The organism is Corallococcus exiguus (assembly GCF_009909105.1).
GTDB lineage: Bacteria > Myxococcota > Myxococcia > Myxococcales > Myxococcaceae > Corallococcus > Corallococcus exiguus.
In genome coordinates, this window is the sequence record NZ_JAAAPK010000017.1 from 96,908 (window position 1) to 115,588 (window position 18,681).

Below are 18,681 nucleotides of genomic sequence, written 5' to 3' on the forward strand. Positions count from 1 at the left end.
ACCGCCGCGATTAGCGCACGCCCCAAAAGCAAAGGCCCGGAATCCCTGGGATTTCCCCAGTGATTCCGGGCCCTTACATCTGCGCGCGATGCAGGATTCGAACCTGCGGCCTTTGGCTCCGGAGGCCAACGCTCTATCCAGCTGAGCTAATCGCGCAGAACCGCTTTCCGGTGTCGGAGGAGTAACCGAAGTCCCCAGACGACGCAAGCACGCAATCCTGACAGGCCGTGGCTGTCCGCCCCGCCTGATGGCTCCTGCACAGAGGCGGCGCGCGCCCCATCCGCCCCTTCCGCATGATGGACTAGACCCGGGGACATGAACCGCGCTCCCCTGCTATCCGCTTGCCTCCTCGCCGCCTGCCTGGCCTGCACGGAGTCACCCCAGACGCCCGTGGCGTCCCCCGCCCCGAGCCCGACCATGCCCACCCCGCCCAAGCCCGCCCCTCCCCCTGCACCGCCTGCCTCCAAGCCGAGCGCCCCGGCCGCGGCGTCGTGCTCGGCGAGCCGGCTGAGCCCCATCCCCAAGCCCACCGCGAAGCCCCTGCCTCCGGCCGTGGCGTCCATGCGCGAGCGCATCATCAAGGCCGCCGTCGCGTGCGACTACGCGGGCCTCCAGAAGCTGGGGGACGAGAAGGGCCCGAGCGTGCGCTTCTCCTACGACCCCGACCAGGACATGGCCACCACCTGGCGCATCCAGGAGGAGTGGAAGGACAGCCCGCAGCCGGTGCTGGCGCGGCTGGTCCACGTCCTCAACCTCCCCTTCTACCAGGAGGGCAATCTGTACTGGTGGCCCACCGCCTTCCGTGAAGGCGCCACCGACGCGGACTTCGCCCTGCTCAAGGGCATCTATCCGGACGAGATGATCACCGACATGCGCAAGGAGAAGAGCTACATCGGCATGCGCGTGGGCATCTCCTCGGACGGCGACTGGCAGGCCGCCATCCAGGGCGACTGAATCGCCCCGCTTCAGTCGCCGGTGACGAAGCGCGCGACGGCTTCCTGGACCTCCTCGTCACCCATCATCCCCACGTGGTCCGCCTGCGTCTCCAGCCGGTCCACGTGGAGCGGCCCGGGCGGCATGGCCCGCGCCGTCAGGACCGAACCGTCTCCGTCCGCGAGCACCGGGTCCTCGAACGTGGGCTTCCCGTCGATGAGCCGGAACGACTTGATCAACGGATGCCCCACGCCCACCACCGCCAGCGTGCGGAAGGGCGGCGGCGGTTCATCGTGCTCGGAGAGTGAGCGCGCCAGCTGCGAGCGCGCCTCCAGCATGCGCTCCAGCCACTGGCGATACGCGGGCAGCTCCCGCACCGCCGCGTCCTGGAACACGCCCCACCCGCCGTCGACCCACGCGCCCGGACGGTAGGCATCGAACGTCACCGGCTGGCCGCTCGCGTCCACGAAGAAGTCGCTCTCCATGGGCAGGAGCTGGAACGCGGACGCGAAGGTGAAGAGCGCCTCCGGTGACAGCAGCGACCGGTTGCGTCCCACCGGCGTGCCCAGGGTGAAGTCGTCGAACATGCCCGGCGCGCCCCGGAACGGCGTGCCCAGGAACACCACGCGCTTCACGTGCCGCGCGCCCGCCCACGTGGGCTCGCCCGTGTCGTCACCGGTGCCGTAGCGCAGGCAGTGCAACGTGATCAGCCCGCCCATGCTGTGCGCCACCAGGTTCACCTTCACCCGGCCACCCCGCGCCTCCGCGAGCGAATCCAGCAGCGCGCACAGCCGGTTCGCCGTCACGCGATTGTCCTGCCGCCAGTCGTAGTCGAAGACGACGAAGCCCGGCAGCCGCTCGCGCCCGAACTCCAGGAAGCGCTTGTAGACGTCGTAGCGAGCCACCCACGGCAGCACCGTGAAGCGCGTCACCGGCCCGTCCGCCTCGAGCGGCCCGAAGCCCGGCGTCGCCCGCTGGCCAGGAAACGGCAGCGCCAGCGACCGCTCACCGCGCGTCAGCACGTCGCCCACGGACACCCAGGCCCGCTCATGCTCGCCGTCCGCCGTCGCGAGGAACGACCCGCGGTACCCAGGGACGAAGACCGTCACCTCCTCGCCCGCGGGCGGAGGCACCGCGACGCGGGAGGCCGTGCAGGCGCTCAGGAACAGCGAGACCGCGACCGGGAGGAGGCGCATGCGCCGCAACCTCAGCCTCGCGCTCCCTCCACGCAAGGCCCAGCCATCACGACCCCGGGCGGGTCATGACTGCCCTCGTGGAAAAATATGGATTCAAGGCAACCCGGCTTGCATGCCCCGACCAGTCCCGTGCAAAAGGCACGTCGCACACCCGGTCCGGGTCAAGGGAGTTCGAGCCATGGATGAAATCGTCGTTCAATTGAAGTCACTTGCCCTGACCGAAGCGCTCCCGCTGCTGCTCAAGGTCATTGGGGCGCTGTTCGTCTGGTTCATCGGGCGGACGGTCATCGCCGGCTTCCGCAAGGTGCTGGACATGGGCCTGCAGCGGCGGCAGCTGGACGCCACGCTGATCCGCTACGTCGGTTCGCTGTTCACCGGCACGCTCACGATAATGCTGATCGTCGGCATCCTGGGGCTGATGGGCGTGGAGACCACGTCCTTCGCCGCGTTGATCGCCGCCGCGGGTATCGCCATTGGCGCGGCCTGGTCCGGGCTGCTGGCCAACTTCGCCGCGGGCATCTTCCTGCTGGTGCTGCGCCCCTTCCGCGTGGGCGAAGAGATTGAAGCGGGCGGCGTCGTGGGCATCGTCCAGGAGATCGGCCTGTTCGTCACCACGCTCGACACGTCGGACAACGTGCGGATCGCCGTGGGCAACAACCAGATGTTCAGCGACAACATCATCAACTACAGCCACCACCCGTACCGCAAGATGACGGTGAAGGTGCCGCTGATGCACGGCGTGGACGTGCGGGTGCTTCAGCAGTCCCTGGTGGATCGCATGGCCACGGTGAAGGGCGTCCAGGAGAAGCCCGTGCCGCAGGTAGAGGTCGCGGAGTTCACGTTCCAGGGCCCCATCCTGGCGGTGTGCATCTTCTGCAAGCCCACCGAGTACAACGACACGCAGGCCAACGTGGGCGATGCCATCGCGGAGATCCTCCTGGCCGCGAACTACACCGTGCCCACGGCGGCCCTGCTGACCGCGCCGCCGCCGCAGCTGGCGAAGGCGGGCTGAAAACGCAGTCGGTGACGGGTGGCGAGCAGGCCGGCGTCCGGCCTGCTCCCCCTCCTGGCGGGAGGACGACCCCGCGAGCAGGCTCCCCTCTGAGCGACACCGTGAGTCCTTCCGGTGATGAGTTCGGGGATCCCGCCTCTTCCCATAAATACGCGAATTCATTCGCACTTCCGGCTGGGCGCCCCCATGACAGCTCGGTTGCCCACGGAATAGTGTGGCCAGTGCGGATTTGACCCACCCTCCGCTTCTCGCGAGAGAACGGCGCAGGGCGTCATCCCGGAATCAGCGGCAGGCCTTACTTCTCGCGAACGCCACCGCCCCGGGTGGCGCCCGCGATGGCGTCCCCGAGCGCGGAGTACATGAGATGAGCCAGGATCTGTCGAAGCGGATCGCGAACCTCTCACCGGAGAAGCGCGCAGAGCTGCTCAGGAAGATGGCCGCGCAGAAGGCCGTCGCCGGCAACTCCGTCCAAGGCCTCATCCCAGCACAGGACCGCACGCGCCCGCTGCCCCTGTCCTTCGCCCAGCAGCGCCTGTGGTTCATTGATCAGCTGCAGCCCGGCACGTCCCTCTACAACGTGCCCATGGCGGTGCGCCTGGAGGGCGCGCTCGACGTGGCCGCGCTGGAGCGCGCGCTGCGCGAAGTGGTGCGCCGACACGAAGTGCTTCGCACGACCTTCCGCGAGGACGAGTCCGGCCCCGTGCAGGTGGTGTCTCCGGAGCCGGCGCTCGCGCTGGAGCATCACGACTTCACCGGCTCGCCACCGGAAGCAGCGTGGCGCCTGGCCCGTGAAGCCGCGGCCCGGCCCTTCGACCTCGCGAAGGGCCCGCTGCTGCGCGCGCTGCTGCTGACGTCCGCGCCCAGGGAGCACCTGCTCGTGGTGGTGGTGCACCACATCGTCTCCGACGGTTGGTCCATGACGCTGCTGGTGCGCGAGGTGGCGCTCCACTACGGAGCCTTCGCGCGAGGACAGGCCGTGCCCCTGCCTCCGCTGGGTGTGCAGTACGCGGACTTCGGCGTCTGGCAGCGCGAGTGGATGCAGGGTCCCCGGCTGGAGAAGCAACTCGATTACTGGAAGCGGCAGCTGGCGGGAGTGCCCTCCGCTCTGGAGCTCCCCACGGACCTGCCCCGCCCCGCGGCCCGCAGTGGCCGGGGAGCACGGCATGAGCTCCTGCTGTCGCGCGAGCTGACGGAGGCGCTCAAGGCGCTGGCGCAACAGGAGGGCGCATCGCTCTTCATGGTGCTGCTGACGGGCTGGCAGGTGCTGCTGTCGCGCTATGCGGGGCAGGAGGACGTGACGGTGGGCTCGCCGGTGGCGGGCCGCACGCGCGGCGAGGTGGAGGGCCTCATCGGGCTGTTCGTCAACACGGTGGTGATGCGCACGCAGGTGGAGCCCTCCGCGTCCTTCCGCGCGCTGCTGCACCAGGTGCGGGAGACGGTCCTCGCGGCCCATGAGCACCAGGAGTTCCCCTTCGAGCGGCTGGTGGAGGAGCTGCGTCCGGAGCGCACCCAGGGGCGCACACCGTTCTTCCAGGTGATGCTCACGCTCCAGGCCTCCTTCCGCGGCGCGGCGTCCGTGGAGGGCGTGAAGCTGGAGGCGATGGAGCTGGACACGCTCACGTCGAAGTTCGACCTGATGCTCCAGGTGCTGGAGACGGAAGCGGGCCTCAAGGGCTTCCTCGAATACGACACCGACCTCTTCACCGCGCCCACCCTGGCGCGCATGGCGGAGCACCTGCGCGTGCTGATGGAGGGCGCCGTCCGCCGTCCGCACGAGGCCGTCTCCCGCCTGCCGCTGCTCACCGACACCGAGCGCCACGAGGTGCTCCTCTCCTGGCAGCCGCCCCGCCCTGCCCCGCTGCCGTGGAGCACGCAGCACGGCGCCTTCGAAGCCCAGGCGGACCTCACGCCGGACGCGGTCGCCGCCACGTTCGGGGACCAGTCGCTCACGTACGCGCAGCTGGAGGCACGGGCCTCGCGGCTGGCGCGCCACCTGCGTCGGCTGGGCGTGGGCACGGAGGTGCGGGTGGGCCTGTGCGTGGAGCGCTCGCTCGACATGCTGGTGGCGGTGCTCGCCGTGCTGAAGGCAGGGGGCACCTACGTGCCGCTGGATCCGGCGTTCCCCCCGGACCGCCTGGCGTACATGGTGGAGACGAGCGGGATGCCGGTGCTGGTGTCGCAGAGCTCGCTGGCGTCCATCCTGCCGCCGCATCCGGCGCGCGTGGTGTCGTTGGACGGAGACGCGGAGGCCATCGCGGCGGAGGACGGCACACCGCTGCGCGACGCGGTGCCACCGGAGGCCGTGGCGTACGTGCTCTTCACCTCCGGAAGCACCGGGCGTCCCAAGGGCGTGCAGGTGCCTCACGGTACGGTGGCGCGCTTCCTGGCGGCGTTGCGGGAGGCGACGGGCATGTCCTCGCAGGACGTGCTGGTGGCCGTCACCACGCTGTCGTTCGACATCGCGGTGCTGGAGCTGTTCCTGCCGTTGTCGGTGGGCGGGCAGGTCGTCATCGCGTCGCGGGACATCGCCGTGGACGGTTCGCGGCTGGCGGGGCTGCTGCGGCAGTGCGGGGCGACGGTTCTCCAGGCCACGCCCAGCACCTGGCGACTGCTCCTGGAGACGGACTGGCGAGGCCCGGAGCTGACGGCCCTCACCGGCGGCGAGGCCCTGCCGCGCGAGCTGGCCGAGTCGCTGCTCCAGCGCTGCCGCGTGCTGTGGAACGTGTACGGCCCCACGGAGACGACGGTGTGGTCCACCGCGCACGCGGTGGCGTCGGGCACGGGCAGCGTGCCGATTGGCCGGCCCATCTCCGGCACGCAGGTGTACGTGCTGGACAGCGGGTTGAACCCGGTGCCGCGCGGCGTGCCGGGTGAGTTGTTCATCGGCGGCGAGGGCGTCACCCGGGGCTACCTCCACCGTCCGGACCAGACGGCGGAGCGCTTCATCCCGGACGCGTACGGCGGCGTGCCGGGCCTGCGCGTGTACCGCACGGGCGACCGCGTGCGGTGGGCCGCCCACGGCGTGCTGGAGTACCTCAACCGCGTCGACAACCAGGTGAAGCTGCGCGGCTACCGCATCGAGCTGGGAGAGATTGAAGCGGTGCTGAGCCAGGCCCCGGGCGTGCGCGACGCCGCCGTGGTGGTGCGCGGCAACGGCGCCGACGCGCGCCTCGTGGGCTACGTGGTGGCGCGGCCCGGACAGGCGCTGGAGTCCCAGGCCCTGCGCGCGCTCATGAAGGAGCGGCTGCCCGAGTACATGGTGCCGTCCGCGCTGGTCGTGCTGGACGCGATGCCCCTGACGCCCAACGGCAAGGTGGACCGCAAGGCGCTGCCCGCGCCGGACGTGTCCACGGAAGCAGCACGCGAGTTCGTCGCGCCGCGCACGCCGATGGAGGCCCAGGTCGCGGAGCTCTACGCGTCGCTCCTCCATGTGCCGCGGGTGGGCGCCACCGACAGCTTCTTCGAGCTGGGAGGGCACTCGCTGCTGGCCACGCGGCTGACGTCGCGGTTGCGCACGGCGTACCAGGTGGACCTGCCCCTGCAGGCGCTTTTCGAGTCCCCTACCGTGGCGGAGCTGGCGGTGCGCATCGCGGCCTCGGCGAAGGATGCGCGCTTCGCCGGTCCGCCTCCGGTGGTGCCGGTGCCGCGCAATCGGAACCTGCCCACGTCCTTCGCGCAGCAGCGCATCTGGGTGATGGAGCAGTTCGATCCGGGCTCGGCCGCGTACAACATGCCGTTCTCGCTGCGGCTGACCGGGGCGCTGAACCTGGAGGCCCTGCGCCTGGCGCTGGAGCTGGTGGTGCACCGGCACGAAGCGCTGCGCACCACCTTCCAGCCGACCGAGGACGTGCCCGTGCAGGTCATCGTGCCGCCCGAGCCGCTGGTGCTGCCGGTGGTGGACCTGCGAGCGCTGTCTCCAGAGCAGCGCGAGGCGGAGGTGCTGCGCCGCACGGAGGCCGAGGTGCGGCACCCCTTCAATCTGGAATCGGGGCCGCTGCTGCGCGCGTCGGTGCTGGTGCTGGATGTGCATGAGCACCTGGTGCTGCTGACCATCCACCACGCCGTGTTCGACGGCTGGTCCATGAGCGTCCTCATGCGGGAGCTCTCGGAGGCCTACCGTGCCTTCGTCGCGGGGGCGAAGCCGGTGCTGCCGGTGCTGCCCTTCCAGTACGCGGACTTCGCGGTGTGGCAGCGCCAGTGGCTGTCGGGCGCGGAGCTGGAAAGGCAGATCGCCTGGTGGCGCCGCGAGATTGACGGAATGCCGTCCGTGCTGGAGCTGCCCACGGATCGTCCCCGCGGTCCACGAGGGGCGCATCCTGGCGCCCTGTTGCCGGTCGCCTTCCCCCTGGAGTTGTCGCGCGCCGTGGAGGCGCTCTGCACACGCGAGGGCCTCACGCCCTTCATGTTCCTGCTCGCCGCGCTCCAGGTGCTGATTGGCCGCTACTCCGGCCAGGACGACGTGAGCGTGGGGTCCTCCGTGGCGGGCCGCAACGACGCGGAGCTGGAGGGGCTGCTCGGGTACTTCATCAACACGCTCGTGCTCCGCACCCGGATGGGCGGCGAGCCCACGGTGCGGGAGCTGCTGAGCCGGGTGCGCACCACCACGCTGGGGGTGCTCGCGAACCAGAACCTGCCGTTCGAACAGCTCCAGCCAATGCGCGACCTGCGCGGGTCGCCGTTGTTCAACGTGCTGTTCCTCATGCAGAACATCCCGGAGGTGGACCTCTCGCTCGCGGGCGTGAAGGTGCAGGTCGAGGAGCGCATGGGCGCCTCCGCGAAGTTCGACCTCACTCTCTCCCTGTCGAGGACCGAGAAGGGCTTCACGGGAGAGTTGGAATACGACACCGACCTCTTCGACAGGTCGACCGTCGTGCGGATGATGCGGCACCTGCGGCTGCTCATGGAGGGCTTCGTCGCGCATCCGGACCGCCGCCTGTCGTCGGTGCAGTTGCTCGCGGGAGAGGAGCGCCAGCAGGTGCTGGTGGAGTGGAATGCGACGCGGGCGCCGTTCCCTGAAGCGTGCATGCACTCGCTCTTTGAAGAGCAGGTGCGCCGCGCTCCGGACGCGGTGGCCGCTGTATTCGAGGGGACGCAGCTGACGTACGCGCAGCTGGATGCGCGTGCCAATCAGCTCGCCCATGCCCTTCGCCGTCGTGGCGTGGGGCCCGAGGTCCGCGTTGCACTCAGTGTCGAGCGCTCCCTCGATGTCGTCATCGGTCTGCTGGGCATCCTGAAGGCCGGTGGTGCCTGGGTGCCCGTGGATCCGCTCCTACCTCGTGAGCGTCTGGCCTTCATGCTGGAGGACAGCGCGGCCCAGGTGCTCGTCACGCAGCAGCCGCTCGTGGACCGCTTCCCCGAAGCGCTGCATTCCCGCGCGCTCTGCCTGGATATGGAGCGCGAGTCCCTGGCCAAGGAGCCGACTAATGCGCCCGTGACGGGAGTGACGCCCGCGAACATGGCGTACCTCCTCTACACCTCGGGTAGCACGGGGACGCCCAAGGGCACGGCGGTGGAGCACCGCAGCGTCGCCAACCTCGTCACCCACGAAGCGGTGGCCTACGGCATTGGGCCCGGCAGCCGCGTGTTGCAGTTCGCCAGCCTCAGCTTCGACCTGTCCGTGGAGGAGATTTTCACCACGCTCTGCAACGGCGCCACGCTGGTGCTCGCACCGCTGGAGAAGCTGATGCCGGGCGCGCCGCTGCCCATGCTGCTGCGTGAGCAGGAGTTGAGTGTCGTCAGCCTCACCCCCGCGGCACTGGCAGCCACGTCGTCCGAGGGGCTGCCCAAGGTGCGCACCGTCATCTCCGGCGGCGAAGCCCTGCCCGCGGACGTCGTCGCGCGTTGGGCCCCGGGACGGCGCCTGCTCAATACCTACGGCCCCACCGAAGCCACCGTCATCGCCACCTTCGGTGAGGTGGTGGCGGATGGAGAAGTGCCGTCCATCGGCAAGCCGCTGGCGAACGTGCGCGTCTATGTGTTGGACCCGCACGGCCAGCCGGTGCCCGTGGGCGTGCGCGGTGAGTTGCACATCGGTGGCGTCGGAGTGGCACGTGGCTATGCGGGACGCCCGGGCCTCACCGCAGAGCGCTTCGTGCCGGACGCCTTCTCCGGTGAGGAAGGGGCTCGCCTCTACCGCACGGGCGACGTGGTGCGCTGGCGGGCTGACGGACAGCTGGACTTCGTCGGCCGCATCGACGCGCAGGTGAAGGTGCGGGGCTTCCGCATCGAGTTGGGTGAAGTCGAGAACGCCCTGCGCGCAACCCCCGCTGTGAAGGATGCCGTCGTCCTCGCGCGCGAGGATGCTCCGGGTGACAAGCGGTTGGTGGCCTACGTCGTGGGTGAGTCCCTCGACGTCACGGCCCTGCGCGCGCACCTCAAGCAGCACCTGCCCGAGTACATGGTGCCCGCGGCCTTCGTCCCTCTGGACGTGCTGCCGCTGACGTCCAACGGCAAGGTGGACCGCAAGGCGCTCCCTGCTCCGGACGTGAGCGCGCTTCGGGCTTCGCACGCCTACGAGGCTCCGGCGACACCGCTGGAGGAGAAGCTCGCGGCCCTCTGGAGCGAAGTGCTTCGCGTGCCCACTGTCGGCCGCACGGACAACTTCTTCGAGCTGGGTGGCCACTCGCTGCTCGCCACGCAGTTGGTGGCCCGAGTGCGTGCCGCGTTCGACGTGGAGCTGCCCCTCCGAGCCCTCTTCGAAGCCCCCACCATCGCGACACTCGCGGAGAAGTTGCAGCGCGTCTCTACCGGTACGCGCCTGCCTCCACTCACGCGTGTTCGCACCGAAGGTCCCCAGCCTCTCTCCTTCGCGCAGCAGCGTCTCTGGTTCCTCGACCAACTGGCGCCGGACGATGCTTCCTACAACCTCCCCGTCGCGCTGCGCCTCCTGGGCCGCCTGGACGTCGAGGCCCTGCGCCGCGCCTTCGAGGCGCTGGTGGTGCGGCACGAAGCGCTGCGCACCACCTTCTTTGAAGAAGAGGGCCAGCCCCTCCAGCGCATCCATGCCCCGGCCGCATGGGCGCTCCCTGTGCAGGACCTCTCGTCCCTCGATGAGTCCGCGCGCGAAGCGGAGACGCTGCGGCTTGCCACTCTGGAAGCCCGGCAGCCCTTCCATCTCGTCCATGGACCGCTGCTGCGCACCGCCCTCCTGCGATTGGCTGAAGAGACGCACGTCCTCCTCGTGACGATGCACCACATCGTCTCCGACGGCTGGTCCATGGGCGTCCTCGTGAAGGAATTGGCCACGAGCTACGCCGCATTCTCCGCGGGCCGTGAGCCGTCGCTCGCAGCACTGCCGGTGCAGTACGCGGACTTCGCCCTCTGGCAGCGCCAGTGGCTCCAGGGCGAGACGCTGGAGTCACAGCTCGGATACTGGAAGCGCCAGTTGACGGGTGCTCCCGCCGCACTGGAGCTGCCCACGGACCGTCCTCGTCCGGCCGTGCAGTCACGTCGCGGCGCCACGGTGCCCGTGCACTTCCCTTCGCAGCTGACGGACTCCCTTCGCAGCCTGGCTCAGCGGGAGGGCGCTACTCCCTTCATGCTGCTGCTCTCCGCATTCCAGCTGCTGCTCTCGCGCTACTCCGGCCAGGACGACATCAGCGTCGGCTCTCCCATCGCTGGACGTACTCACGCAGAGGCCGAAAGCCTCATCGGCTTCTTCGTCAACACCCTCGTCCTTCGCACGCAGGTCCAGCCTCAATCGACCTTCCGCCAGCTGCTGGCCCAGGTGAAGGCCACCACGCTCGGGGCCTATGAGCACCAGCACGTCCCCTTCGAGAAGCTGGTGGAGGTCCTCCAGCCCTCGCGTGACTTGAGCCGCAGCCCGCTCTTCCAAGTCATGCTCGTCCTGCAGAACGCACCCGCAGAAGCCCTGCGCGTGCCGGGCATGGCCTTCCAGCCCATCCCTCTGGAGGGCAACTCCTCCCGCTTCGATTTGGCCCTCACCCTCTTCGAGGTGCCTCAGGGCCTCACCGGCTTCCTCGAGTACAGCTCCGACCTCTTCGACGCCTCCACCGCCCAGCGCCTCATGGGCCACTTCGGCGTCCTTCTCTCCTCCCTCGCCGCCCAGCCCGACGCTCGCGTGTCCACGCTGGAGGTGATGACGGCGGCGGAGCGGCAGCATCTCCTCGTTGAGTGGAACGAGACTGATGTCGCCTTCCCGCGCGACACCTGCATCCACCACGTCGTCGCGGAGCACGCCCGACGTACGCCTGATGCTGTCGCCGTGCGCATGGGGGATCGAAGCATCAGCTACGCGGGCCTCGACGCCTGGGCCCATGGCCTTGCTGTCCAACTGCACGCGGCCGGTGTCTCCCGTGGCAGCCGCGTCGCCGTCCTCGCCGAGCGCTCTCCTGAGTTGGTGGCGGGCCTCCTCGCCGCACTCAAGGTGGGCGCCGCCTACGTCCCCGTCTCTCCCGGTGTCCCTCCGGAGCGTCTGGCTTTCATGCTGGAGGACTGCGGTGCTTCTGTCCTCCTCACCCAGCAGCACCTGCGCGACTCGCTGCCGCCCCTCTCCGCTCGCGTCCTCTCGCTTGAAGTGGAGACTGCGGCGCACCAGCAGCCGCTGCTGGAGATGCCCGTGGGCCCGGAGGACCTGGCCTACGTCATCTACACCTCCGGCAGCACCGGACGGCCCAAGGGCGTCGCTGTCCACCACCGCGCATTGATGAACCTCGTCTCCTGGCACCAGCGCACCTACGCGCTGACGCCCAAGGACTCCACGGCCCTCACCGCGGGCGTCGCCTTCGACGCTTCCACCTGGGAGGTGTGGCCTTCCCTCGCCTCTGGCGCCAGCCTCGTCGTCCCGCCCGAAGCCGTGCGTGCGGAGCCATCCCAGTTGCTTCAGTGGCTGGCCCGCGAAGCCATCACCACCTGCTTCATGCCGACGCCTCTGGCCGAAGCCGTGCTGCGTGAAGAGTGGCCTCGCCCCATCGCCCTGCGCGCACTGCTGACGGGCGGAGACGCCCTCCACCACGGGCCGCCTCCTTCATTCCCCGCTGCCCTCTTCAACCACTACGGGCCCACTGAGAGCACCGTCGTCGCCACCTTCACCCCCGTCGCTGCCTCCTCGCGCGACGACGGCACGCGGCCTCCCATCGGTCGCCCCATCGCCAACACCCGCACCTACGTCCTCGACGCCCACCTCCAGCCGGTGCCCGTGGGTGTCCCCGGTGAGCTCTTCCTCGCCAGTGAAGGCCTCGCCTGGGGCTACCTCGGCCAGCCGGCCCTGAGTGCCGAGCGCTTCATCCCGCACCCCTTCTCCTCCACGCCGGGTGCCCGCCTCTACCGCACCGGCGACGTCGTGCGCTGGCGCGCCGACGGCCAGCTGGACTACCTCCAGCGGCTCGACTTCCAGGTGAAGGTCCGCGGCTTCCGCATCGAGCTGGGCGAAATCGAAGCCTCCCTCCTCGCTCACGCTTCCGTGCGCGAAGCCGTCGTCCTCGCTCGTGAGGACGTCCCCGGGGACAAGCGCCTCGTCGCCTACGTCGTAGGTGAGGCGCTCGATGTCTCCGTCCTCCGCGCCCACCTCAAGCAGCACCTGCCCGAGTACATGGTGCCCGCCGCCTTCGTCCCCCTGGAGGCGTTGCCTCTCAACGCCAACGGCAAGGTGGATCGCAAGGCCCTCCCCGTCCCGGACGCCTCGCCGCTCGCGGACTTCGTCGCTCCTCGCGACGCCACCGAAGAGAAGCTCGCGGGCGTCTTCGTCCAGGTGCTGCGCGTGGAGCGCGTGGGCATCCACGACGACTTCTTCGCGCTCGGTGGCCACTCCCTGCTGGCCACCCAGCTCGTCTCTCGCATCCGCGCTACCTTCGATGCGGAGCTGCCTCTGCGCTCCCTCTTCGAAGCCCCTACCGTCGCCGCCCTTGCTGAGCGCCTGCGTACCGCCACGTCCGGCGCACGCCTGCCACCGCTCACTCGTGTCGCTCACGAAGGCCCGCCGCCACTGTCCTTCGCCCAGCAGCGCCTGTGGCTGCTGGACCAACTCCAGCCCGGCAGCGCCGCGTACAACATCCCCGCGGCCCTTCGGCTGAAGGGCCAGGTGGACATCGAATCCCTGCGCCGTGCGTTCGAAGCGCTGGTCGCCCGGCACGAGACGCTGCGCACCACGCTCGTCCAGCATCAGGGCCAGCCCGCGCAGCACATCCACGCGCCCACTGCGTGGACGATGCCTCTGCTCGACGTGTCCTCACTGCCCGATCCCCAGCGGGAAGAAGAGGCGCGGCGCCTCGCGAACGTGGAGGCCCTGCGCCCCTTCGACCTGGAAGCCGGTCCGCTGCTGCGCACGTCCCTGGTGCGCCTGGGCGATGCGGAGCACCTGCTCCTCGTGACGATGCACCACATCGTCTCCGACGGCTGGTCCATGGGCGTCCTCGTTCGTGAGCTCACGGCGCTCTATGCGGCGTTCCACGCGGATCAGGTGCCAGACCTCGCGCCGTTGCCCGTGCAGTACGCGGACTTCGCCGTCTGGCAGCAGGCATGGCTCCAGGGCGAAACACTGGAGGCCCAGCTCGCCTACTGGAAGGAGAAGCTCGCGGGTGCTCCCGCCGCGCTGGAGTTGCCCACGGACCGTCCGCGTCCGCCCGTGCAGTCACATCGGGGTTCAACGGTCCCCTTGCGGCTCGCGCGGCCCGTGTCCGATGCGCTCAAGGTCCTGGCCCAGCGTGAAGGCGCTACCCCCTTCATGCTGCTGCTGGCCGCCTTCCAGGTGCTCCTGTCGCGCTACTCCGGACAGGACGACATCAGCGTGGGCACGCCCATCGCCGGCCGCACGCAGGCGGAGACCGAAGGCCTCATCGGTTTCTTCATCAACACGTTGGTGTTGCGCGCCCGCGTCCAGCCGGAATCCACCTTCCGCGAGCTGCTGGCCCAGGTGCGAGGCACCACGCTCGCCGCCTACGAGCACCAGCACCTGCCCTTCGAGAAGCTCGTCGAAGCCGTGCAGCCCGTGCGCGACCTGAGCCGCAGCGCGCTCTTCCAGGCGATGTTCGTCTTGCAGAACGCGCCCACGGAGGCCCTGAACGTGCCGGGCCTGTCGTTCGAACAGCTCCCGCTCGAATCGGCTTCGGCGAAGTTCGACCTGACGCTGACGCTGCAGGAGTCGCCCCAGGGCTTCATGGGCGTCCTGGAGTACAGCAGCGATCTCTTCGACGCATCGACCGCCCAGCGCATGGTGGGCCACTTCGGCGTCCTGCTGGAGGCCATCGCCGCTCAGCCGGGCTCGACACTCTCTCGCCTGCCGCTGCTCACCGCTCCGGAGCGACAGCAACTGCTCGTCGATTGGAACAGGACGGACGCGGAGTTCCCGCGCGACACCTGCTTCCACGAGGCCTTCACGGCCCAGGCCCTTCGCACGCCTGCGGCCCTGGCCGTCGTCTGCCGCGACCAGCAGCTCACCTTCCAGGAGCTGGACGCGCGCTCCAACCAACTGGCGCGCCGGCTGGTGAAGCTGGGCGTCGGCCCCGACGTGCGCGTGGTGCTGTGCGTGGAGCGCTCCGTGGAGGCCCTCATCGGCATCCTTGGCATCCTCAAGGCCGGCGGCGCGTACGTGCCGCTCGACTCCCGCTATCCGCGCGAATGGCTCGCCCACGTCCTCACGGACACCGGCGCGCCGGTCGTGCTCACCCAGCAGCGCTTGCGCGACGTCCTGCCGCCGCACACGGCGCACGTCGTCTGCCTTGACCCGGACGTGGCGGACTTCGACGGGGAATCCCGCGAAGCGCCCGGCGTGGCCGTGTCCTCCGAGCAACTCGCCTACGTCATCTACACGTCCGGCAGCACCGGCCGCCCCAAGGGCGTGATGATCCAGCACCGCTCCGTGATGAACCTGCGGCAGGGGCTGGCCACCACCGTGCACCAGGGCCGAAGCGCGGCGGAGCGGGTCAGCGTCAACGCCCCGCTGTCCTTCGACGCCTCCGTCCAACAGCTCGTGCAGGTGCTCGACGGCCACACCCTCTGCATCGTCCCCGACGAGGCCCGCTCCGACGCCGGTGAGCTGGTGAAGCGCATCGTTCACGACGCGCTGGACGTCCTCGACTGCTCTCCCGCGCACCTGCGCCTGCTGGTGGATGAAGGCCTGTTGGAGAAGGACACCCTCCCCCAGCGCGCGCTGGTGGGCGGCGAGGCGGTGGATCCCGGCACCTGGAGCCGCCTGGCTCAGCACCCGCGTCTGCGCGCCTTCAACGTCTACGGCCCCACCGAGTGCACCGTCGACGCCACCGCCTGCGCCTTCGACGCCTCTCCCATTCCCACCATCGGCCGGCCCCTGCCCAACGTCCGTGCGTACGTGTTGGACAAGTCCCTGCGCCCGGTGCCCGTGGGCGTCGCGGGTGAGCTCTTCCTCGGTGGTGAAGGCGTGGCGCGCGGCTACCTCAACCGCCCCGACCTGACCGCGGACCGCTTCATTCCGGATGCCTTCACCTCCACGCCCGGTGCACGCCTCTACCGCACGGGCGACGTGGTGCGCTGGCGCGTGGACGGGATGCTCGACTACCTGGGCCGCGCCGACTTCCAGGTGAAGGTCCGCGGCTTCCGCATCGAGCTGGGTGAAATCGAGTCCACGCTCCTCAAGCATCCCCAGGTGCATGCCGCCGTGGTGCTGGCTCGCGAGGACATCCCCGGCGACAAGCGGCTCGTGGCCTACGTGGTGCCCACAGAAGGCACGGACTCCGCACTGACGGCGGACGTTCTCAAGGACTGGCTCAAGCAGTTCCTGCCGGAGCACATGCGGCCCTCCACCTTCCTGGTGCTGGAGGCCCTGCCGCTCAACGCCAACGGCAAGGTGGACCGCAAAGCCCTTCCCGCGCCCCAGGGCATCGCGCTCGCCTCCACCTACGTCGCGCCGCGCACCGCCGCCGAGGAGCAGCTCGCGGCCCTCTTCACGCAGGTGCTGCGCGTGGAGCGCGTGGGCATCCACGACGACTTCTTCGCGCTCGGTGGCCACTCCCTGCTGGCCACCCAGCTCGTCTCCCGCGTGCGCGCCGCCTTCCGCACGGAGCTGCCGCTGCGGGCCCTCTTCGAGGCCCCCACGGTGGCCGCGCTCGCCCAGCGCCTCCAGGTCCAGACGCCGAGTCTCCGCCTGCCCCCACTCACCCGGACGGCCGAAGAGGGTCCACGGCTGCTGTCCTTCGCCCAGCAGCGCCTCTGGTTCCTGGATCAGCTCACTCCAGGAGATGCGTCGTACAACCTCCCGACGGCGCTCCGGCTGACGGGCCAGGTGGACGTGGAGTCGCTGCGCCGCGCCTTCGAAGCGCTCGTCACCCGTCACGACTCTCTGCGCACCACCTTCCGCGAGCACCAGGGCCAGACCGTCCAGCACGTCCATGCACCCGCTACGTGGGGCTTGCCGCTCGTGGACCTGTCCGCGCTGCCCGAGGCCCAGCGGGAAGCCGAAGCCCGGCGGAAGGTCGAAGAGGATGCGCACCAGCCCTTCCATCTGGAAACGGGCCCGCTGCTGCGCACCGCCCTCGTGCGGCTGGCGGCCGAGGACCACCTGCTCCTGGTGACGATGCATCACATCGTCTCCGACGGCTGGTCCATGGGCGTCCTCGTCCGGGAGCTGGTGACGTTCTACGAGTCCTTCACCCAGGGCATCGCGCCGGACCTGTCACCGCTGCCCGTGCAGTACGCGGACTTCGCGGCGTGGCAGCGCCAGTGGCTCCAGGGCGAAACGCTGGAGACCCAGCTCGCCTACTGGAAGCAGCAACTCTCGGGGGCGCCCTCCGCGCTGGAACTGCTGACGGATCATCCGCGCCCGTCCATCCAGTCGCATGAAGGCGCGGCCCTCTCCATCCAGATTCCGAGGGAGACGTCCGAAGCCCTCAAGGCGCTGGCCGGACGCGAAGGCGCCACGCCCTTCATGGTGCTGCTCGCGGCGTACCAGGTCTTCCTGTCGCGCTACGCCGGCCAGGATGACATCAGCGTGGGTTCCCCCATCGCCGGACGCACCCAGGCGGAGACCGAGGGCCTCATCGGCTTCTTCGTCAACACGCTCGTCCTGCGCGCACGCGTGGAGCCGATGGCGACCTTCCGCGAGCTGCTGGCCCAGGTGCGAGGCACCACGCTCGCCGCCTACGAGCACCAGCACCTGCCCTTCGAGAAGCTCGTCGAAGCCGTGCAGCCCGTGCGCGACGCGAGCCGCAGCCCGCTGTTCCAGGTGATGTTCGCGCTGCAGAACGCGCCCACGGAGGAGCTGCGCGTCCCGGGCCTCGCCTTCCGGCAGGTGGCCGCAGAGGCGCGCTCCGCCAAGTTCGACCTCACCCTGACGTTGCAGGACTCGGCGCAGGGGTTCGTCGGGTGGCTGGAGTACAGCACCGCGTTGTTCAAGCAGGACACGGTGGAGCGGATGTCCCGCCACCTGCGCACGCTGCTGGAGGCCGTGGCCTCAAGGCCCGAGCAGTCCGTGGCCGAGCTGACGCTGCTCTCCCGCGAGGAACGCCAGCGCATCCTCGTGGACTGGAACGACACCACCGTCGCCAGTCCCACGGACGTGCCCGTCCACATCCACTTCGCCCGGCAGGTCCAGCGCACTCCTGACGCCGTGGCCCTTGAGCAAGGGGACGCCACGCTGACGTACGCGCAGCTCGAAGTCCGTGCCAACCAGCTCGCCCATCACCTGCGCGCGCTGGGCATCGTCCCGGGTGCGCGCGTCGGCGTCGCCATCGAGCGCTCGTTCGAGCTGGTGACAGCGATCCTCGCCATCCTCAAGGCGGGCGCCGCCTTCGTGCCCGTGGATCGCAATGCGCCCGTGGAGCGCATCGCCACCTTGCTGGAGGACGCGGACGTCGGCGTCGTCCTCACCCACCAGCCCTTCGCCGCCAAGCTGCCCGCTTCTGGCACCCGCGTCTGGCTGGACGCGCAGCAGGACGTCATCGCCGCACGGCCCAAGCATGCGCTCGACATCTCCGTGGATGGCGAGTCCCTGGCCTACGTCATGTTCACCTCGGGCTCCACGGGGCGTCCCAAGGGCGTCTGCGTGCCCCACCGAGGCATCACCCGACTGGTGCTCGGCAGCACCTTCATGCGCTTCGGGCCGGATGAAGTCTGGCTCCAGTTCGCGCCCGTCGCCTTCGACGCCTCCACGCTCGAAATCTGGGGCGCGCTGTTGCACGGCGCGAAGCTCGTGCTCGCTCCGCCCCATGCGCTCTCCCTGGAGGAACTGGCCACGCAGCTTCGCCGCCACCGGGTGTCGGCGTTGTTCCTCACGACCGCGTTGTTCGAACAGATGGCCCTGAACCAGGGCGAAGCGCTCGCGGGCGTGAGTCAGCTGCTCACCGGCGGTGAGCTGATGCCCTGGGCTCGCTTGCGCGACCACCTGGCGCGGCTCCCCGAAGGCGCGACGCTGATGCACGCGTACGGCCCGACGGAGAACACGACCTTCTCCACCACGCTGCCGTTGCATCGGGGAGCGGTGGTGGAAGGTCCGGTGTCCATCGGGCGGCCCATTCCCAACTCCACCGCCTACGTCCTGGATGCCCACCTGCACCCGGTGCCCGTGGGCGTCGCGGGCGAGGTGTACGTCGGTGGCCCGGGCCTCGCCTGGGG

The 18,681-nt window shown here is 69.8% G+C and carries 4 protein-coding genes and 1 tRNA gene; 3 read left to right on the forward strand and 2 right to left on the reverse strand.

Features of this window, described 5'->3' with window-relative positions; translation table 11 throughout:
• Positions 1–82: 82 nt before the first annotated feature.
• Positions 83–156: transfer RNA gene (locus tag GTZ93_RS40345), tRNA-Arg, on the reverse strand.
• A gap of 261 nt (positions 157–417) precedes the next feature.
• Between GTZ93_RS40345 and GTZ93_RS40350 the strand changes: the two genes are divergently transcribed.
• On the forward strand, positions 418–954 hold the full coding sequence (locus GTZ93_RS40350; protein WP_161663337.1) for a hypothetical protein: 537 nt from the start codon (positions 418–420) through the stop codon (positions 952–954).
• Between the two features lie 11 nt (positions 955–965).
• On the opposite strand, the gene GTZ93_RS40355 is transcribed toward GTZ93_RS40350, so the two are convergent.
• The gene (locus GTZ93_RS40355; RefSeq protein WP_120581166.1) at positions 966–2,129 is read right to left on the reverse strand and encodes a lipase/acyltransferase domain-containing protein; all 1,164 of its coding nucleotides are present in this window, start codon (positions 2,127–2,129) and stop codon (positions 966–968) included.
• 178 nt (positions 2,130–2,307) lie between these two features.
• Between GTZ93_RS40355 and GTZ93_RS40360 the strand changes: the two genes are divergently transcribed.
• Together GTZ93_RS40360 and GTZ93_RS40365 are read left to right on the forward strand one after the other, a co-directional pair.
• Complete coding sequence (locus tag GTZ93_RS40360) at positions 2,308–3,141, forward strand: mechanosensitive ion channel family protein (protein ID WP_139919817.1); 834 nt, start codon at positions 2,308–2,310, stop codon at positions 3,139–3,141.
• Between the two features lie 364 nt (positions 3,142–3,505).
• A partial coding sequence (locus GTZ93_RS40365; protein ID WP_161663338.1) for a non-ribosomal peptide synthetase occupies positions 3,506–18,681 on the forward strand: 15,176 nt, incomplete at its 3' end.

What these genes read in the sequence shown, in the direction of transcription:
- GTZ93_RS40350 (WP_161663337.1), top strand. Translation starts at nt 418, where the DNA reads ATGCCCACCCCGCCCAAGCCCGCCCCTCCCCCTGCACCGCCTGCCTCC.
- GTZ93_RS40355 (WP_120581166.1), bottom strand. Translation starts at nt 2,129, where the DNA reads ATGCGCCTCCTCCCGGTCGCGGTCTCGCTGTTCCTGAGCGCCTGCACG.
- GTZ93_RS40360 (WP_139919817.1), top strand. Translation starts at nt 2,308, where the DNA reads ATGGATGAAATCGTCGTTCAATTGAAGTCACTTGCCCTGACCGAAGCG.